General features: G+C 55.2%; 17 protein-coding genes and 3 tRNA genes. 6 read left to right on the forward strand and 14 right to left on the reverse strand.

Annotated elements, in window-relative coordinates; all coding sequences use genetic code 11:
• Positions 1-42: 42 nt before the first annotated feature.
• The 5 genes from tuf to ABWP27_RS00380 form a co-directional block, all read right to left on the reverse strand.
• The gene (gene tuf / locus ABWP27_RS00360) at positions 43-1,233 is read right to left on the reverse strand and encodes an elongation factor Tu (RefSeq protein WP_353152251.1); all 1,191 of its coding nucleotides are present in this window, start codon (positions 1,231-1,233) and stop codon (positions 43-45) included.
• Between the two features lie 98 nt (positions 1,234-1,331).
• A tRNA-Thr gene (locus ABWP27_RS00365) sits at positions 1,332-1,406 on the reverse strand.
• A 46-nt stretch (positions 1,407-1,452) separates the two neighbouring features.
• Positions 1,453-1,526, reverse strand: a tRNA-Gly gene (locus tag ABWP27_RS00370).
• A 45-nt stretch (positions 1,527-1,571) separates the two neighbouring features.
• A tRNA-Tyr gene (locus ABWP27_RS00375) sits at positions 1,572-1,657 on the reverse strand.
• A 116-nt stretch (positions 1,658-1,773) separates the two neighbouring features.
• Positions 1,774-2,826 carry a gamma-glutamyl-gamma-aminobutyrate hydrolase family protein gene (locus tag ABWP27_RS00380; RefSeq protein ID WP_353152253.1) on the reverse strand — a complete coding sequence of 351 codons (1,053 nt, stop codon included), beginning with the start codon at positions 2,824-2,826 and terminating at the stop codon, positions 1,774-1,776.
• Positions 2,827-3,087: 261 nt separating this feature from the next.
• Between ABWP27_RS00380 and ABWP27_RS00385 the strand changes: the two genes are divergently transcribed.
• Positions 3,088-3,459, forward strand: a complete 372-nt coding sequence (locus tag ABWP27_RS00385; protein WP_353152255.1) for an ArsC/Spx/MgsR family protein — start codon at positions 3,088-3,090, stop codon at positions 3,457-3,459.
• A 47-nt stretch (positions 3,460-3,506) separates the two neighbouring features.
• On the opposite strand, the gene ABWP27_RS00390 is transcribed toward ABWP27_RS00385, so the two are convergent.
• From ABWP27_RS00390 to ABWP27_RS00420, 7 genes are all read right to left on the reverse strand, one after another.
• On the reverse strand, positions 3,507-5,243 hold the full coding sequence (locus tag ABWP27_RS00390; protein WP_353152257.1) for a response regulator: 1,737 nt from the start codon (positions 5,241-5,243) through the stop codon (positions 3,507-3,509).
• Between the two features lie 163 nt (positions 5,244-5,406).
• Entirely contained in the window at positions 5,407-6,645 is a 1,239-nt protein-coding gene (locus tag ABWP27_RS00395; protein ID WP_353152259.1) for a GGDEF domain-containing protein, read from the reverse strand.
• A 159-nt stretch (positions 6,646-6,804) separates the two neighbouring features.
• A complete protein-coding gene (locus tag ABWP27_RS00400) occupies positions 6,805-8,232 on the reverse strand; it encodes a DHA2 family efflux MFS transporter permease subunit (protein ID WP_353152261.1) in 1,428 nt (475 codons plus the stop codon).
• Positions 8,233-8,445: 213 nt separating this feature from the next.
• Positions 8,446-9,777, reverse strand: coding sequence for a hemolysin family protein (locus tag ABWP27_RS00405; protein ID WP_353152263.1), 1,332 nt, complete (start codon positions 9,775-9,777; stop codon positions 8,446-8,448).
• Positions 9,778-9,903: 126 nt separating this feature from the next.
• The gene (locus ABWP27_RS00410; RefSeq protein ID WP_353152265.1) at positions 9,904-10,122 is read right to left on the reverse strand and encodes a DUF2905 domain-containing protein; all 219 of its coding nucleotides are present in this window, start codon (positions 10,120-10,122) and stop codon (positions 9,904-9,906) included.
• A 42-nt stretch (positions 10,123-10,164) separates the two neighbouring features.
• Positions 10,165-10,359: a DUF2905 domain-containing protein gene (locus ABWP27_RS00415; RefSeq protein WP_353152267.1), complete on the reverse strand. Its 195-nt coding sequence runs from the start codon at positions 10,357-10,359 to the stop codon at positions 10,165-10,167.
• A 53-nt stretch (positions 10,360-10,412) separates the two neighbouring features.
• Positions 10,413-11,573, reverse strand: coding sequence for a class I SAM-dependent methyltransferase (locus tag ABWP27_RS00420; RefSeq protein ID WP_353152269.1), 1,161 nt, complete (start codon positions 11,571-11,573; stop codon positions 10,413-10,415).
• Positions 11,574-11,613: 40 nt separating this feature from the next.
• On the opposite strand from ABWP27_RS00420, the gene ABWP27_RS00425 reads away from it, so the two are divergent.
• From ABWP27_RS00425 to ttcA, 3 genes are read left to right on the forward strand one after another with little or no spacing between them, the layout of a single operon-like run.
• The gene (locus tag ABWP27_RS00425; RefSeq protein ID WP_353152271.1) at positions 11,614-12,393 is read left to right on the forward strand and encodes an SDR family oxidoreductase; all 780 of its coding nucleotides are present in this window, start codon (positions 11,614-11,616) and stop codon (positions 12,391-12,393) included.
• Between the two features lie 49 nt (positions 12,394-12,442).
• Positions 12,443-12,838 carry a dihydroneopterin aldolase gene (locus tag ABWP27_RS00430; RefSeq protein ID WP_353152273.1) on the forward strand — a complete coding sequence of 132 codons (396 nt, stop codon included), beginning with the start codon at positions 12,443-12,445 and terminating at the stop codon, positions 12,836-12,838.
• A 1-nt stretch (position 12,839) separates the two neighbouring features.
• Positions 12,840-13,796 (forward strand): tRNA 2-thiocytidine(32) synthetase TtcA, encoded by a 957-nt coding sequence (gene ttcA / locus ABWP27_RS00435; protein ID WP_353152275.1) that lies wholly within the window; start codon positions 12,840-12,842, stop codon positions 13,794-13,796.
• 46 nt (positions 13,797-13,842) lie between these two features.
• Here the strand turns inward: ttcA and ABWP27_RS00440 are convergent, their stop codons facing one another.
• Entirely contained in the window at positions 13,843-14,235 is a 393-nt protein-coding gene (locus ABWP27_RS00440; RefSeq protein ID WP_353152277.1) for a DUF1090 domain-containing protein, read from the reverse strand.
• 74 nt (positions 14,236-14,309) lie between these two features.
• Positions 14,310-15,134: a DUF6279 family lipoprotein gene (locus ABWP27_RS00445; protein WP_353152279.1), complete on the reverse strand. Its 825-nt coding sequence runs from the start codon at positions 15,132-15,134 to the stop codon at positions 14,310-14,312.
• Positions 15,135-15,212: 78 nt separating this feature from the next.
• On the opposite strand from ABWP27_RS00445, the gene glmU reads away from it, so the two are divergent.
• On the forward strand, positions 15,213-16,571 hold the full coding sequence (glmU, locus tag ABWP27_RS00450; RefSeq protein WP_353152281.1) for a bifunctional UDP-N-acetylglucosamine diphosphorylase/glucosamine-1-phosphate N-acetyltransferase GlmU: 1,359 nt from the start codon (positions 15,213-15,215) through the stop codon (positions 16,569-16,571).
• A 5-nt stretch (positions 16,572-16,576) separates the two neighbouring features.
• Positions 16,577-16,870: a helix-hairpin-helix domain-containing protein gene (locus ABWP27_RS00455; protein ID WP_353152283.1), complete on the forward strand. Its 294-nt coding sequence runs from the start codon at positions 16,577-16,579 to the stop codon at positions 16,868-16,870.
• Positions 16,871-16,881 lie beyond the last annotated feature (11 nt).

A 16,881-nucleotide genomic window follows, 5' to 3' on the forward strand; every position in this document is an offset into this window, starting at 1 on the left:
GCGGCGATAGTAAATGGCAGTTTCGCCAAATCGTTTTATTGATTACTCAATAATCTTAGCCACAACACCGGCGCCGACGGTACGACCGCCTTCGCGAATTGCGAAGCGCAGACCTTCTTCCATCGCAATCGGGTTGATCAACATCACAGTGATCGAGACGTTGTCGCCTGGCATCACCATTTCTTTATCCTTCGGCAACTCGATCGAACCAGTCACGTCCGTAGTACGGAAGTAGAACTGTGGACGGTAGTTGTTGAAGAATGGGGTGTGACGGCCGCCTTCGTCTTTCGACAGAACGTAGATTTCGCCTGTGAAATGTTTGTGCGGTTTGATCGAGCCTGGTTTTGCCAGCACTTGACCACGTTCCACGTCTTCACGTTTGGTGCCGCGCAGCAATACGCCGACGTTGTCGCCTGCTTGACCTTGGTCGAGCAATTTGCGGAACATTTCAACGCCTGTGCAGGTGGTGACTTGGGTGTCGCGAATACCAACGATTTCCAGTGCTTCACCAACTTTGACGATACCGCGTTCGATACGACCGGTGACAACAGTACCGCGACCGGAGATCGAGAATACGTCTTCTACTGGCAACAGGAAGGCGCCGTCTACTGCGCGTTCTGGTGTTGGGATGTAGCTGTCGAGTGCATCGGCCAGTGCCATGATGGCGGCTTCGCCCAATGGACCTTGGTCGCCTTCGAGTGCCAACTTGGCCGAACCTTTGATGATCGGCAGGTCGTCGCCTGGGAATTCGTATTTGGAGAGGAGCTCGCGCACTTCCATTTCGACCAGTTCGAGCAATTCTGCATCGTCAACCATGTCGCATTTGTTCAGGAACACGATGATGTATGGAACACCAACTTGGCGTGCCAGCAGGATGTGTTCGCGTGTTTGCGGCATTGGGCCGTCAGCTGCGGAACAAACCAGGATCGCGCCGTCCATCTGTGCTGCGCCGGTGATCATGTTTTTAACATAGTCGGCGTGGCCTGGGCAGTCAACGTGCGCGTAGTGACGCGTGGTGGTTTCGTATTCAACGTGCGAAGTGTTGATCGTGATGCCGCGCGCTTTTTCTTCCGGCGCGTTATCGATCTGGTCGTAGCCTTTGGCTTCGCCACCAAATTTCTTCGACAATACGGTCGCAATCGCTGCCGTCAGTGTGGTCTTGCCGTGATCGACGTGACCAATTGTGCCCACATTCACGTGCGGCTTGGTCCGCTCGAATTTGCCTTTTGCCATCTTGCACTCCTAACAATTTTGATGAGAATGTTCAGGCACACGCCCGACCGACTTACTGATATTAAATCTGCTGATACTGCTGAAACAACTGAATTCTTTGGTGCCCTTTACGTGGATTGAACACGTGGCCTCTCCCTTACCAAGGGAGTGCTCTACCACTGAGCTAAAAGGGCTACTAGCCGTTCGATACCTGACTACGGCACGCCCAACTTTCAAAACTGGAGCGGGTGAAGGGAATCGAACCCTCGTCATAAGCTTGGAAGGCTTCAGCTCTACCATTGAGCTACACCCGCGAGGGTCACCACTTCACAACACTACTTGAAACTTCCCTGAAAACTTGGTGGAGGGGGCTGGATTCGAACCAGCGTACTCGTAAGAGGGCAGATTTACAGTCTGCTGCCATTAACCACTCGGCCACCCCTCCGCGGGGAACCCCAAACTATAGGGGAGTCGACTTCCTTTGTCAACAACTGCAAGCGGTTGGAACATAATATTTTTCAGCGGGACTTCTTGCTCCCCGCCGCGAACCGCCGGCAACGATTAAAAACGCGTTTCTCTTGCCGCCCGCAGAAAACTGTCGAGGATAGGCGTGCAATCCAGCAGTTCGGAGCCGCCTGCGCGATGGAATTCCGGATGCCACTGCACCCCCATCACAAAACGCGACTTGGTATGGCGCACTGCTTCGACGATGTTATCGCCTTGCGATACGGCCTCTACCCGCAAGTCGCGCCCCAGATCGCGCACTGCCTGGTGATGAATCGAGTTGACCAGCGGCGTCGCTTGCGCAGGAAACATTGAAGCCAGAGACGAACCGGACGGAAATTGAATCGTGTGGCGATGACTATCGTACAAATCATTCACGTGCGGCTGCGCTTCCGGCACATCGGAAGCAATATCCTGATACAGCGTGCCGCCGAACGCCACATTGATCAATTGGCAACCACGGCAAATACCCAGCACCGGCTTCCCGGCCTCGACGAATTCATGCAGCAGCTCCAGTTCATACATATCGCGCGCACTATCGCCACTCCACTCCGGACGCGTGGCAGTTTGCGAATATGTCTGCGGCGCAACGTCTGCACCTCCCTGCAACACCAGACCATCCAGATGCTTGGCATAGTCGCGCAAACGAATTTTGCTTGGGTGCAACATCCCATTCGTATTGACGGTCGGGATCATCAGTACCAGCACATCACGCGACATCACCCATTGCGCGATGGACTCTTCCAGATATTGCAGCGTTTTCCCCTGCAAACCCTTGGCTCCGGCTTCCGGATGAAAAATACGCGCCGAAACGCCTATCTTCAGCGTGCGCTGCGTCAAGCGGCGACCAACCTGATCCGACAGGCTTTGCAGGCGCGCCGAGAAAACACGCCAGGTTTGTTTCCACGGCGTATCGTCAGGCAACTGCCAGGCTGGCGCACTGTTTCTGCCAAATTCCATTTTGGCCGCCGGCACATAAGGCTCGGACGGCGCGCGCGCGGCTTGCGGCTCTGCTGCGGATGCTATTGGCGGCGGATTATGGTCTGGTGGTGGCGCGTCAGGATGAGTCGATGCGGCGGGTGGCAAATTGCTATCGGAATTGTCGGACATGGCATCACTTTAAAATCAGGAGTAAGTAGACAGCGGAAGGCACCAATCTATCCGTCTTCGCATCACATTTGGCAAAAGCAATGGCAAAACACTGGTTGATTGAATACGAGCCTCAATGCTCATCGTCAAATTATGCCCTTCTTCCATCGCCGGCAACAATCACCGCTTGCGCCGGCAGCAACCCGATTGCAGGCGAAAGGGCATAATGCAGGGCGCAATATGCTTTTCATCTACTCCCGTCATTTTCATTGCAGGCACATCATGCTGATCATTTATCACAACCCACGCTGCTCCAAATCGCGCGGCGCTTTAGAACTGACGCAGCAATTTGCGGCACAACATCAACTCGATCTGGATATCGTCGATTATCAGAAAACGCCGCCAAGCCTGGCTCAGTTGACCGAACTGCATCAGTTGCTGCACGCAACGACAGCCTGCAGCGTGCGTGACATGGTGCGCGACAACGAAGCGCTTTTCGATACCTTATCGCTACAGCAGGCCGATGACGCCAGCTTGCTGCAGGCACTTGCCGCACACCCGCAACTATTACAGCGCCCCATCGTGCGCTTCAACGACCGCGCGCTGATCGCCCGGCCGCCTGAACTGCTCGACAGTTTCTTGCAGACGCAGTGAAATGCAGCAAACAGTCTGGAATATGACTGCAGACAAAGCACCGCCGATTATTTCGCGTCGATTTCCTGACCGATTGCAGATTCTGGCTTGACTTCGGATTTGGTTGCCGCCTCACCTGCGGCTTTGCCGATCGCCACGGTGGTAGGTGCGACGGGAATGGTATTCACATCATTGATGCCGTATTTTTTCAGGATGTCGCGGTACATGCCGCTCAACAAGGAAAGTCGCGGATTGCGCGGGTCCAGCTGGCGCGCCTCGGCAACGTAGCTGCGCGCCTTTTCGCCTAGCTGCATGTCCCAACCCAGATTGTCCAGGCATTTCAATGCGGCCACCGCCGCATTGAATACGACCTGCGGATTGTGCGGCAATCTCTCCGCCGCTTCCGACATCAATACCACCGCCCCCTGAAAATCGCCGAGGCGTGCTTTTTCGGCGCCCGCAGCCACCATATCCACCACCTGACTCTTGCTGGCGCGCGTCACGCGCTTGACCAGATCTTCGCGCCCGCCCTCCTGCAGCAAACGCATGGCACTGCTGACCGCAACGGCAGTCGGCGCATTACCGACCACTGAAGTCATGACATCGATCACGCCCTGATCCATGCCGCTCTCCAGGCAATTTTTCGCCAGCGTCAGCTTGGTATCGTTACTCAGGTTGATAGGTTCCTTGCAGGCCAGCAATGCCACTTCCAGCTCTTCATCCGCCTGCCCCTTGTCGCCGTTATGCCTGTGCAACAAGGCGCTCGCGATCGCACGGCACGCGGCGGTTTTTTTGAATCCGGCCAGGGATTTGGCGAGATCGCGGATGATGGCAGGCACCAGTTTGACTTCGCCTTTGGCCAGCGAGGTTTCCACCAGATGCACATGATCTTCCGGCTCACGGAATTCAGAAAACTTGGCTTTGTTGACCACCTGCTGAAATACCTTGTGTGCGGTATCGGCATCGCCGGTTTGCAGGGCTACCTTGCCCAGCTTGCGCAAACGTCGCAACGCATAGGGCGAGCGCGCCACGGCGCTTTCCAGCGTCGCCTGCATCTGCGTCAGATTGCCCCTGGCTTCCTGTGTTTTGGCGAGCCAGTCATAGGCCTCAAGAAATTCTTTCTTATCGTCGATCAATGCGGTCAGTTTTTCTTCCGCTTCTTCATACCGCTCCTGCATGAAGAGTGTACTGGCCAGACCAAGGTGGGCCCAGGCAATCGAACGCTTGGCCAATAATTCGGTATAAATCTCTTCTGCCGCACTCACCTCGCCCAGCGTCATGTGCATCTCTGCACGCAAGCGCAGAAAATCGGTGCGATAAGCGGCTTTCTTGCTTTCGCCATCCTGGCAAATCTCAATCGCCCGCCCCAGATTACCCAGCTCGACCTGGCGATATACCGGCATCAGCACATTACGTTTTTCAATCGCCCTGGAAATACGTTCCATCAAGGTATCGGCAGTAAATGGCTTCAACACATAATCATTGAGAGCCAGCTCGGCCGCGCTCACCACTTTGCCGTGCGTACGTTCGGCCGTCGCCATGAAAAATATCGTCGAAAGCGGGATCAGCTTGTTGTGCCGCAAATCTTCCAGTAACTGCTGCCCATCCTGCTGCCCTTCGCCCAGATCGTACTCACAGATCACCAGATCGAACGTTTTTTGCTTGAGGGGACGAATTGCCGTACCGGAGTTATTTGCATATTCGATTTTGCTGACACCACCCAGACTCAACATATTGTGGATGCTGGCCCGCATGCCTGCGTGCGGCTCGATAATCAGTGCGGTCAGTCCGGCAAGTTCTTGCATGATATTAAAAGCTATAAAAAGACATCAGACGCATCCAAGCCATAGGCTGAATGCTGTGGAGCATTATTGCATTTGTCAGCGGCGTTATTGCAATTGTTGCGCATGACCTGAACATGTTGAACTGCAAGCGAATAAACCATGCACATGGACGGATAGCAAAAAATCAGGCGATGGCGGCATCTGCAGCCGGTTCTTCAACGACCACCTGATTGCGTCCGCCCTGCTTGGCCATATACATCGCGGTATCGGTACGCGAAAACAAATCCAGTACGGATTCGCCCGGTATCTGCTGTGTGAGGCCTATCGATACCGTGACGCGATTGCGTAATTTCTTGTCCCACGCAAAATGTTCGACTTGCTCGCGTATGCGTTCGGCCACATTCAAGGCGGCAAGCAGGGAAGTATTCGGCAAGACCAGCAGAAATTCTTCACCGCCGTAACGGCCGAATATATCGCCTTCCCGTACATTATTCTGCGCGATGCGCGCAAACGTGCGCAAGACTTCATCGCCGCCCAGATGACCGGCTTCGTCGTTGATACGCTTGAAATGATCGAGATCGATCACCGCCAGACAAAGCGGCGTGCCGGCATCATCGGCAAGCCGCTTCTGTTGTTCCAGAGCCGCCACGATATAACGACGATTGAAGCAGCCGAGCAACACGTCGCGCTGCGCGTCTTCCTCGATATTCCGGATTTTCCGGTTCGCCTTGAACAAGGCATTGTGCAACCTCTGCACACGATTGGCCAACAATGCAAAACCCGGCAGTGTCACTGCCAGCACCAGCAACTGCGCACTTTCCAGCACGAATATGGCATTGCTGCCATGCCGCACGTAATGCGTCGCCACCACGCCGGCATAGCCGGCCAAAGTGATGAGCGCCAGCAGCAATATCGTACGCGGCAAAAAACGATGCATGACAAAAGCCATGATCAGAAACAGAAACGGCACGAACACCAGTTGCGTCACCGGCTCCAGATACCCCACGAACAGCATGATGCCGATGGAGCACAAGGTAATCGGCATGCGCAGATTTTTTTCTTTTGCCTTCAGATTCCAGTCGAGCGCAAAACAGAGGCGAAACAGCAGAAAAAATGTGCAGGCCAGAACAATGGCAATTTGCAGCGTTTGCAATGCGATCAAATGCTGCAGGTAAAAAATACCCAGCGTCAGCATGTACAACAAGGCCAGTACGCCTGCCAGCATCAAACGCCGGATACGTGTGAACTGCCGTTCATCGCGATCGGAGGCCGAATGGCGGCGTGCCTGCACGACGTGAATTTTTGTCGGATGGACGTCAGCTTGCGTATTTTTTTGCTGATGCGCGACGGGACGGCGTGCAGCGTCCTGCAAAGGCAAAGAGCCCGTGCCGGGAAGCGTATTGTGATCGCCAGTTTGTCGCATGTAAATCCGCCAAAAAATTTACCTATATCCCGTCGTAACAAGCAAGCTCTATCAATAAGTTTCCCAATAGTAACCATATCGCATCTTGCAGTAAATCCCGCAATTTTTAGTTGTTTTTCGGCATAAATCACTATCAACGCACACGAGGGCACTGCACATTCATTCAACAGGCGACGGCTTTGCGCGCATATACCATGCCGCAACCACCGCAATGGCGCACAAGACGGCGACCAGGAAAAAAGTTTCATTGAATGCATTGCGATGATTGTCGGTGCCCAGCGCCTGCCGCGCTTCATGTACCGCGATGCGCCACTCCAGCACTATGCCGACCAGACTGACGCCTATGGCGCCGCCCAGCTGGCGTGCAAAATTGATCGCGCTCACGCCTTGTGCGATCAGCTTGATGTCCAGTCCGCGCATTGCACCCAGGCTGAGAGCCGGCAACACAAAACCCAGACCGATACGCCCGATGACGGCCCACGCCATCAACATCAGATAACTGGTGGCAGGTGAACCATTGGCCATCAATACAAAGGACGCCGTGAGAAAAACCAGGCCGATGGCAACCAGCACGTTCGGCGGATAACGATCTGCCAGCCGTCCGGCCAGCGGAATCGTCAGCGCCAGCACGATGCCTGCCGGCAGCAGCACCAGGCCGGCTTGCGACGGCGCGTAATGCAGCGCGATTTGCAGATAGACCGGCAGCAGATAGGTAGAACCGAACAAGCCCATGCCGTAAATGAAAGCCACCAGCGCACCCATCGCAAATTGCCGATAACCGAACAAAGCCATGTTCACCAGGGGTTCGTTCCGGGTGCGCAACTGGTAGACAATAAAAGCAATGAAACTGCCCACCCCCAGCAGCAGGAGCAGCAGGGCCTGGCGCATATCGGCACGCAATTCCACCAGGCCGTTCAACAGACTGATGATGCTGATGCCGATTAACAGCAAACCTTTCCAGTCCAGCGGCTTGGCATTTTCCAGAATCTGGTTATACAAGGGCAGAAAGCGCCGGATCATGTAAAACACCAGCAGGCAGGGCGGCACCACCACGAAGAAAATCGAACGCCAGCCAAACAATTCCACCAAAAAGCCGCCAACACTCGGCCCTATCGCCGGTGTCAACACCACGCCGAAACCGAAAATTCCCATCGCCTTGCCCTGCTCTTCAGATGCAAATGCGCGCAAGATCACGATCGCCGGTATCGGCTGCATCACGCCAGCCGCCACACCTTCCAGCACGCGCATCGATAAAAGCATGGGGTAATTGACACTGAAGCCGCCCACCACGCCGCCCAGCAGCAACAGACTGACGGCGCCGGTATAAGTGCGGCGCAAACCGAAGCGCTGCAATAGCCACGGCGTGGTCAGCATGGACAGCGTCATCGCCAGCATGAAACTGGTGGAGACCCATTGCGCGCGCTCCTGCCCCAGCGTGAAGTAGTGACTTAAATCGGGAATCGCAACGTTGACGATGGTCGAGGAAAGAATCGCGGCGACGTTGCCTATCATGCAGGTCAGCAGGACCAGCCATTTGTAGCGTTCACCGTAGCGCGTACGCAAGTCTTCCAGGGTCATTGTTGGCATGGCGAATGAATGAGTGAGGCTGGTAGAAGTTCAGTATAAGTGCTTCCGCCTATCATTTATCCAGGGAAACACCATCCTGACGATGGATTGCTTTTTTCACCCGCAGTTCCTGCGACAAGGCGGCAAGGCATTCAAAGCCCATGAAAAAGGCCGGACTGTATCCGGCCTTTTTACGTCTGACGCTTGTCTTATCTTGCGGAACAAGGATGCAAATCAGTTTCCTTCGTCCGCAGCATCTTCTTCCGGCGGCGGATCAAGTTTGGTGATCAGCAAGCGATCGATGCGATTGCGATCCATGTCGACCACCTCGATCCGGTAGCCTTCCCATTCAAAGCTATCCGACATTTTCGGAATATGGCCGAGGAAGGTCATCACGAAACCTGCCAGCGTGTGATAGGTGCCGGACGCTTCTTCCGGGAAGCGCACATCGGTTTCCAGCAATTCGCGGAAGCGGTCGAACGATACGCCGCCATCGATCAGCCATGAACCGTCGTCGCGCTGCACGCCATCGACTTCATGATGTTCATCAATCACCGATACATCGCCGACCAGCGCGCCCAGCACATCGCTGAGCGTGACGACGCCTTCGATTTCGCCGTACTCATCGATCACCAGCGCCAGTTCAGCGCGGTTTTTCTTCAGCGTTTCCAGCAATTGCATCGCACTGATGGTTTCCGGCACGAACAGCGGCGGCCTGGTTGCGCCTTCAATATCCAGCGAGGTGATGGCCTTGCCGCGTATCATCTGTTCAAACAGGCTGCCCGCATGGACGATCCCGATAATGTGGGAAATATTGCCGCGGCATACAGGGAAACGGTTGTACGCACTATCGGCAATCTTGGCCAGATTGGTTTCTATCGTATCTTCCAGATCGATGAAATGCACATCCAGTCGCGGCGTCATCAAGGCCGCCACGCGCTGGTCATCCAGACGCAGCGCGCGTGACACGATATCGTGCTCGGTTTTCTCAAACAGGCCGGCGTCGGTACCTTCGCGTATCAGGCCGGCGATTTCTTCCTCGGTTACCGCATCTTCCTTCTTGTGCTGCATACCGAGTATGCGCAGGATGAATTCCGTGGTGCCGGTCAGAATCTTGACGAACGGTCCCATCAGACGCGACAGCCACAACATCGGCGCTGCCACCACAGAGGCCACCACTTCCGGATATTGCATCGCGATGCGTTTAGGCACCAATTCACCCAGAATCAGCGAACCGAAGGTAATACCGACCACGACGATGCCGAGCGCGATTTCGCGCGCATACATGGATAGAACCGGAATCAAGGCGATTTCCGGTGTCAGGCGTTCGACCAGCGACGCTTCACCGAATGCACCGTTGAAAATGCCTATCAGTGTGATACCGACCTGGATGGTGGAGAGAAAACGGCTGGGGCTGTCAGAAAGATCAAGTGCGGCCTTGGCGCCGCGGCTGCCGTTTTCTGCTAACTTCTGGAGACGAATGCGTTTGGAGGTTACGACCGCTATTTCGGACATGGCGAAAACGCCATTGACCAGGATCAAACCCAGGATAATTAATATGTCCACTACTAAGGGAACCCGCGGTTACACCCGCCAGCCCTACTGTTGATAAGTCGTGAATCATAACATTAGCGCGGACCATCACGTCAAAATGACGGATTTTTTAGCTAACGGCAGGGATTTTCGGCCAAATCAGCAAAACGCACAGGTGCGCTTGACCACTTCGGCAATCAGGAAGGCGAGCGCCGACCACAGCACGGTCGAGCCGAAGGGCAGAACGAAGATACGGTCGAAAAGTTTGAATTGAACGTCGCCTATGATGCGGCCTACGCCGACTTTTGCGAGTATCCACGGCAGCAGCGCGTAAAAAACGGTCAGCCCGAGGAAAATTACTGCTACCCAGCGAATCATTGTGCCTCCTCCGCAGAGTGAAAAAATTATTTCCCGCCGTGTTCACAGCAGACGTGCCAGTAAAAAAACCAGCATCGACAACAGCACCGTCGAAGCAAACGGCAGGAATATTTTCTTGCCGAACAGCGTAAAACGCACATCGCCCGGCAATTTGCCGACGCCGAATTTTTCCAGCCACGGCAAGGCGGCGGAAAACACGATAACGGCAAGAAAGATAACAAGAAACCAGCGCAACATGGGCAGCTTTCACGATGCTGTTACAGCCGCAACAGGTGCCGGCATCTTATATTTTAAAGTCGGTGACTTTGATCCATGTGATCGAACTGATCCGGCAATTGCACGCCCAGACCGACCACCAGCACCTTGAACAACTCGCCCATTTCTGCCGGCGAAGTCAGTTTCTGCACCGCATTGGCCTGTGGCAGATAGGCACGCGCATCCTCAGGCGACGTCTGCAGCAAGCGGTCACCCAGCCCTGCCGTCAGCAAAAATGAGGCCTGACTCATGTAACCGAGCATTTCCAGTCCGCTGCGCACCGCTGCGTAAGCCATGGCGGTGAAATCGACGTGCGCAGTGATGTCCTGCAAACCAGGCAGATAAAACGGATCGGGATGTGCATGATGGCGATAGTGGCACATCAGCGTACCGGCACTGCGCTGGTCCAGATAGTATTCGCTGGCCGGGAAACCGTAATCGAACAATATTGCCGCCCCGCCCTTGCCCGACTGCTCCAGCCCGGCCGCGAACATCTCGGCCAGTGTGCCCATGAAGCCGGCGGCCACAGGATGCACTTCCGTCAAATAGCCGACCGGCAAATCTGCCGCGTCCGGGATTTGCGCCACCAGCGTGGCATCGCAAGGCCGATCCACGTAGATAAAATTGCCACCATCGAAAGCGATGCCGCGCTCCAGCCACGCGTGTTCGCCTTTGACCACCAGCGAAACCGGCATTGCATCCAGCACTTCATTGCCCAGCACCACACCGGAAAACGCCGGCGGAAAATCGTCCAGCCAGCTTACCTGCGGGAACCCGGCCAGCATCTGCTGCTGGCGGGCGCGCAATTCGCCGGACAATTCGACAATTGCATAATGTTCAAGATGGATGCCGGCAGCCGCGCATTCAGTCAGAATATCGAATGCCAGCTTGCCGGTGCCGGCACCGAATTCGAGGATCTGCGGCGCGCTCTGCGTCATCAGATCACCCACCGCGTGGGCCAGCGTTTCACCAAAAAGCGACGTGATTTCGGGCGCGGTTGTAAAATCACCGTCTTTGCCGAGTTTTGCCGCACCGCCACTGTAATAACCGAGGTCGGGCGCATACAGCGCCAGCTCCATGTAACGGGCGAAAGAAATCCAGCCATCATGCCGGCGAATTTCTTCAGCGATCAGGTTCTGGAGCGTATGCGACGCGGCTAGCGCGTCCGGAGTAGGTTGAGGCAGTTGCAGTTGCATGGCCATATTGTAGAGAAATCAGCGGAACACACAAGCACCCATGTCCACAGACAAACAGACAACGTCGAGAAAAACAGCGCTCGTTACCGGCGGCGCCCGCCGCATCGGACGCACAATCGCGCTCGCGCTGGCGCAACGCGGCTGGGATGTGGTCGTGCATTACGCCCGTTCGGCCGATGACGCGCGCGCCACCGTTGCCGATATACAGGCGCTCGGGCAGCGTGCGATTGCACTGTCTTGCGATTTGAACGATGAAACCGCAGTCAAGTCGCTGCTGCGCCGCGCTTCAGCGCAATTGGGGCCGATTTCCTGCGTGGTCAACAACGCCTCGCTGTTCGATTACGACAGCGCCGCCGATTTTTCCACCGCCGCACTGGATGCGCACATGCATGTGAATCTGGTGGCACCGGTATTGCTGGCGCAAGCTTTGTACGAAGCCACACCCGAGCGCGGGCAAGCGGTCGTCGTCAATCTGCTTGATCAAAAACTGTTCAATCTGAACCCGGATTTTTTGTCCTACACTTTGTCAAAAGCCGCTCTGCACAGCGCCACGACCATGCTGGCGCAGGCGCTGGCGCCGAAAGTACGCGTGGTTGGCGTGGCGCCCGGCATTACGCTGGTTTCCGGCGAGCAGAGCGAGGCAGAATTCGCACGTGCGCATCAAGTTACACCCCTGGGCCGCTCCAGCACGCCGGATGATATTGCCGCAACCGTGTGCTTTGTCGCCGAGGCGCCTGCCATTACCGGCACGACGCTGGTCGTCGATGGCGGCCAGCATCTGATTCCCTTGCAGCGCGACGTCATGTTTGTCGCGTCCTGATTTAGCATTATTTATCGCAGTACAACCGGTTTATTTACCTTCCAAAATTATGAATTCCTTCCTTTTCCATCCACAGCTCGCCGATTGCCGCCGTCTGTTCCTGAACAATTACGAAGTACAGATCAATATCGGCGTGCACGAGTTTGAAAAGAAAGGCGAACAGCGCGTGCTGATCAACGTCGATCTGTTCATTCCGCTGGCCGAATCGACACCGACTGCCGATACGCTGGAAGAAGTTGTCGATTACGACTTCATGCGCAGCAGCATCGCCAAACGCATGGCGCAAGGCCATATTCATTTGCAGGAAACCTTGTGCGACGATGTGGTCAAAGCCATGCTGGCGCATCCAAAAGTACGCGCCGTACGCGTTTCAACTGAAAAGCCCGACGTCTATCCTGATTGCGAATCGGTAGGCGTCGAAGTATTCCGTATCAAGGGGAATTAAGGTGTCGCAATCCGTGATCAATGAAGCTTCCTTATCCGCACCGGCAGAAACCGCTGCTGCGCTGAGCTTCAAGCAGGGCGAAAAAATCGTCTACGAAAACAACAAGCTGCACAAACGCCTGTGCCGCCAGGTCGGCCAGGCCATCGGCGACTTCAACATGATAGAAGACGGCGACAAGATCATGGTTTGCCTGTCCGGCGGCAAGGATAGCTACGCCTTGCTGGATATCCTGATGACGCTGCGCGAACGCGCGCCGATCAAGTTCGATATTGTTGCCGTCAATCTCGATCAGAAACAACCGAACTTCCCCGATCACATCCTGCCGGCATATCTGAAGCAACTGGATATTCCATTCCACATCGAGAATCAGGATACCTACAGCATCGTCAAGCGTCTGATTCCGGAAGGCAAAACCACCTGCTCACTATGCTCGCGCCTGCGGCGCGGGATTTTGTATCGGGTGGCAGATGAATTGGGCGCGACCAAGATCGCGCTCGGCCATCATCGCGACGACATCATGGAAACCTTTTTCCTGAACATGTTTTTTGGCGCAAAGATCAAGGGCATGCCGCCGAAACTGCAATCGGACGATGGCAAACACATCGTGATCCGTCCGCTGGCGTATGTGAAGGAAGCCGATACCGAGCGCTATGCCCAGGTCAAGAATTTCCCCATTATTCCTTGCGATTTGTGCGGCAGCCAGGAAAACCTGCAACGCAAACAGATCAAGAACATGCTGCGCGAATGGGAGAAAAAGCACCCGGGCCGCGTCGACAATATCTTCTCGTCGCTCTCAACCGTGGTGCCTTCGCATTTGATGGATAAGGAATTGTTCGGCTTTGCCGGCTTGCAGGCTACCGGCGTCGCGATGCCGAATGGCGATATCGCATTCGATGAAGAGCCATGTTCGACCGGCAGCACCATCTCCAGCGTGATACCACTGCGCACAGACGATTAAATTTGCACTTTGCCATTCCCTTCAACCGGGAATGGCGATGCCGCAATTAGCGCTCGTCCGCGATTTTTTGCGCACGATGCAGTTCAGCGTTTGCTTCCGCCAACTTCCGTTCGCGCTTGGCGATTTTTTTCTTGCTCTCGCCTTCGGCCTTCGCCTGACTCAATTCGCGCTCACGTTCGACAACTTTCTCCCGTGCCTGACTGACATCGCGCTCACGCTCGCGGCGCAATGATTCCGGCGTACAGTTCGCCTCGTTTTCCTGCAGCGCCTTGTGCAAACCAGCCAGCCTGCGCTCATTACCGTGCGCCTTCGCCTGATCAATCTGCCGTTGAATATCCTGCCGCTTCACCAGACACGGATTGTCAGACTGCGTTGCTGATTGGGCAAGGAGCCCTGTTGCAAACAAAGACAGAAATAAAGTCATGGTCAGACGTTTCATTATTTACAGCCTCCCGGAAGCTAGCCGACATTGGCAACCCATTCTAGCGTCTTGCATTGCCATCCATGAAAAAACTAGGCGGCAAGCCGGTTGAAATCGCTGACCCAGTCCTGCAATGCCCTCACGAAATACGCCTTCTGCGCAGGCGTTGCAATATGCATGATGCTCGCCACCATCACAGCCGTGGCGGCAGCCGATTCATCAAAAAATATCTGATGCTGCCTGTTGCCGAAGCGATCAACGGTTGCCGCAACAAATTGCTTCAACATGGCGGTTGCTGCATCCCTGTCCGGTTTTTCAGTCCGGATTTTCTTCAATAACGCGATCAGTTCCTGCTGCCGGCGTACGCGATCCAGCATCAGCAAATCGTTATTGAGCGGCCGCGCATTCGAGGCTGCGCGAATTTTTTCTTCCTGCTCCCGGCTGAAATTGCCAAACCAGAATTCCGCCTGCTTGAGCACTTTCCTGTAACGGAATTCCTGTCGAGCTGCGACATCGCCATGCAGATATTCGCTACGGAACCTGTCGTTGGACTTGGAGAATTTCTTTTCTATGTTGGCGATCTGCTCCGCGTCGAGCGAGAGCGCCAGCTCTGCCAGCTCGGGTGCAGCGCGGTCGGCAATCATCAGTACGCGTGTTTTGGCATCGTTATAGTCACCCATCACATCAGCCGGCGTCACCGTGGCCAGATCACGATGCTGCATGCGGCCGATCAGACGCACGTATTCTTTCAGTTGCGTCTTCCTATGCCAGGCAAACACCTGATCGATGCGGTTTCTGACCCACGGCTTTTGCTCACTGTCGAAATCGACATAGCTATTGAGCCACCAGTAGGAAATGGTTTCACCATTGCTGTAACCCAGTCGCGCCGCACTGCAGGCAAGGAGCGCAGCTGCCATGCAAAGAATTGCTGCTTTTTTTGCAAGAGGGCCGAGAGGACGCGTGATAAAATTTTGGATTCTTTTCACTGGCTTCCTATGAATATCGTCATTCTTGCTGCAGGTATGGGAAAGCGCATGCAATCCGCGCTGCCGAAAGTCTTGCATCCACTGGCGGGCAAGCCGCTGCTGTCCCACGTTATCGATACCGCGCGGCAACTCTCGCCATCCACACTGTGCGTGATCTACGGCCACGGCGGCGAACAGGTGCCGCAACTGCTGCAAAGCAAGGACTTATCATTTGCCAAACAGGAACCGCAACTCGGTACCGGCCACGCCGTCATGCAGGCAGTACCGCAACTGGACGACAATACGCCCACGCTGATTCTGTACGGCGACGTGCCTTTAACAACTGCTGCTTCATTGCAACGCTTGTTGGACATCGCAGGCTCCGATAAGTTGGGCATCTTGACGGTTGATCTGGACAACCCGACCGGCTACGGTCGCATCGTTCGTGAAAACGGCACCATCACGCGCATCGTCGAGCAAAAAGACGCCAGTGAGCAGGAGCGCTCCATCCGCGAAGTCAATACCGGCATCATCGTTGCTCCTACCAAACAACTGAAAGCATGGCTCGCCAAGCTATCGAACAAGAATGCACAAGGCGAGTATTACCTGACAGACATTGTGGCCAGCGCAGTGGCCGATGGCGTGCAAGTCGTTTCTGCCCAACCCGACCACGTGTGGGAAACCCACGGCGTCAACAGCAAAGTCCAATTGGCCGAACTGGAACGCGTGCATCAGCACAATATTGCCCACGCATTACTGGAGCAGGGTGTGACGCTGGCCGACCCGGCACGCATCGATGTGCGCGGTACACTGACTTGCGGACGCGATGTGAGCATTGATGTCGGCTGCATATTTGAAGGCGACGTTACCTTGGCAGACGGCGTACGCATCGATGCATATTGCGTGCTGCACAATACGACGGTCGGTGCGCAAAGCCACATTCGTCCCTACAGTCATTTTGAAGGTGCAACCGTCGGTGCAGCCTGCATCATCGGCCCCTACGCGCGCCTGCGCCCCGGCGCCGTACTGGCGGAAGATGTGCATATCGGCAATTTCGTCGAAGTCAAAAACAGCGACATCGCCGCGCACAGCAAGGCCAATCATCTGACTTACATCGGCGACTCGACCGTAGGTTCGCGTGTCAATATCGGCGCCGGCACCATCACCTGCAATTACGACGGCGTCAACAAATCGCGCACCATCATCGAAGACGACGTCTTCGTCGGCAGCGCGACGCAATTGATTGCTCCTATACGCGTGGGCAAAGGTTCGACCATCGGCGCCGGTACGACTTTGACCAAGGATGCGCCGGCCGACAAGCTGACCGTCTCGCGTGCCAAGCAAATCACTGTTGATAGCTGGCAGCGGCCGGTCAAGATCAAAAAATAGTATCGATGAAGAAGGCCACCATCGCCGCGCAAGCATTGCACTTGCAGCAAATACCGAATATCGGTCCGGCGATGGTCAAGGATTTTCATTTGCTTGGCATCAGGCAGTGCACTGATTTGCCCGGGAAAAATCCGTACGCTTTATATGAGCAGCTTTGTGAGCTGACCGCGACACGTCACGATCCCTGCGTGATCGATACCTTTATTTCGGCCGTCCGCTTCATGGAAGGTGCGCCCGCCCTGCCTTGGTGGCACTACACGGAAGAGCGCAAGAAAACACTTGGCTTGCGCAACAAGTAGCCACTTACTGC

This window comes from Herminiimonas fonticola, from assembly GCF_040395855.1.
Lineage (GTDB): Bacteria > Pseudomonadota > Gammaproteobacteria > Burkholderiales > Burkholderiaceae_D > Oxalicibacterium > Oxalicibacterium fonticola_A.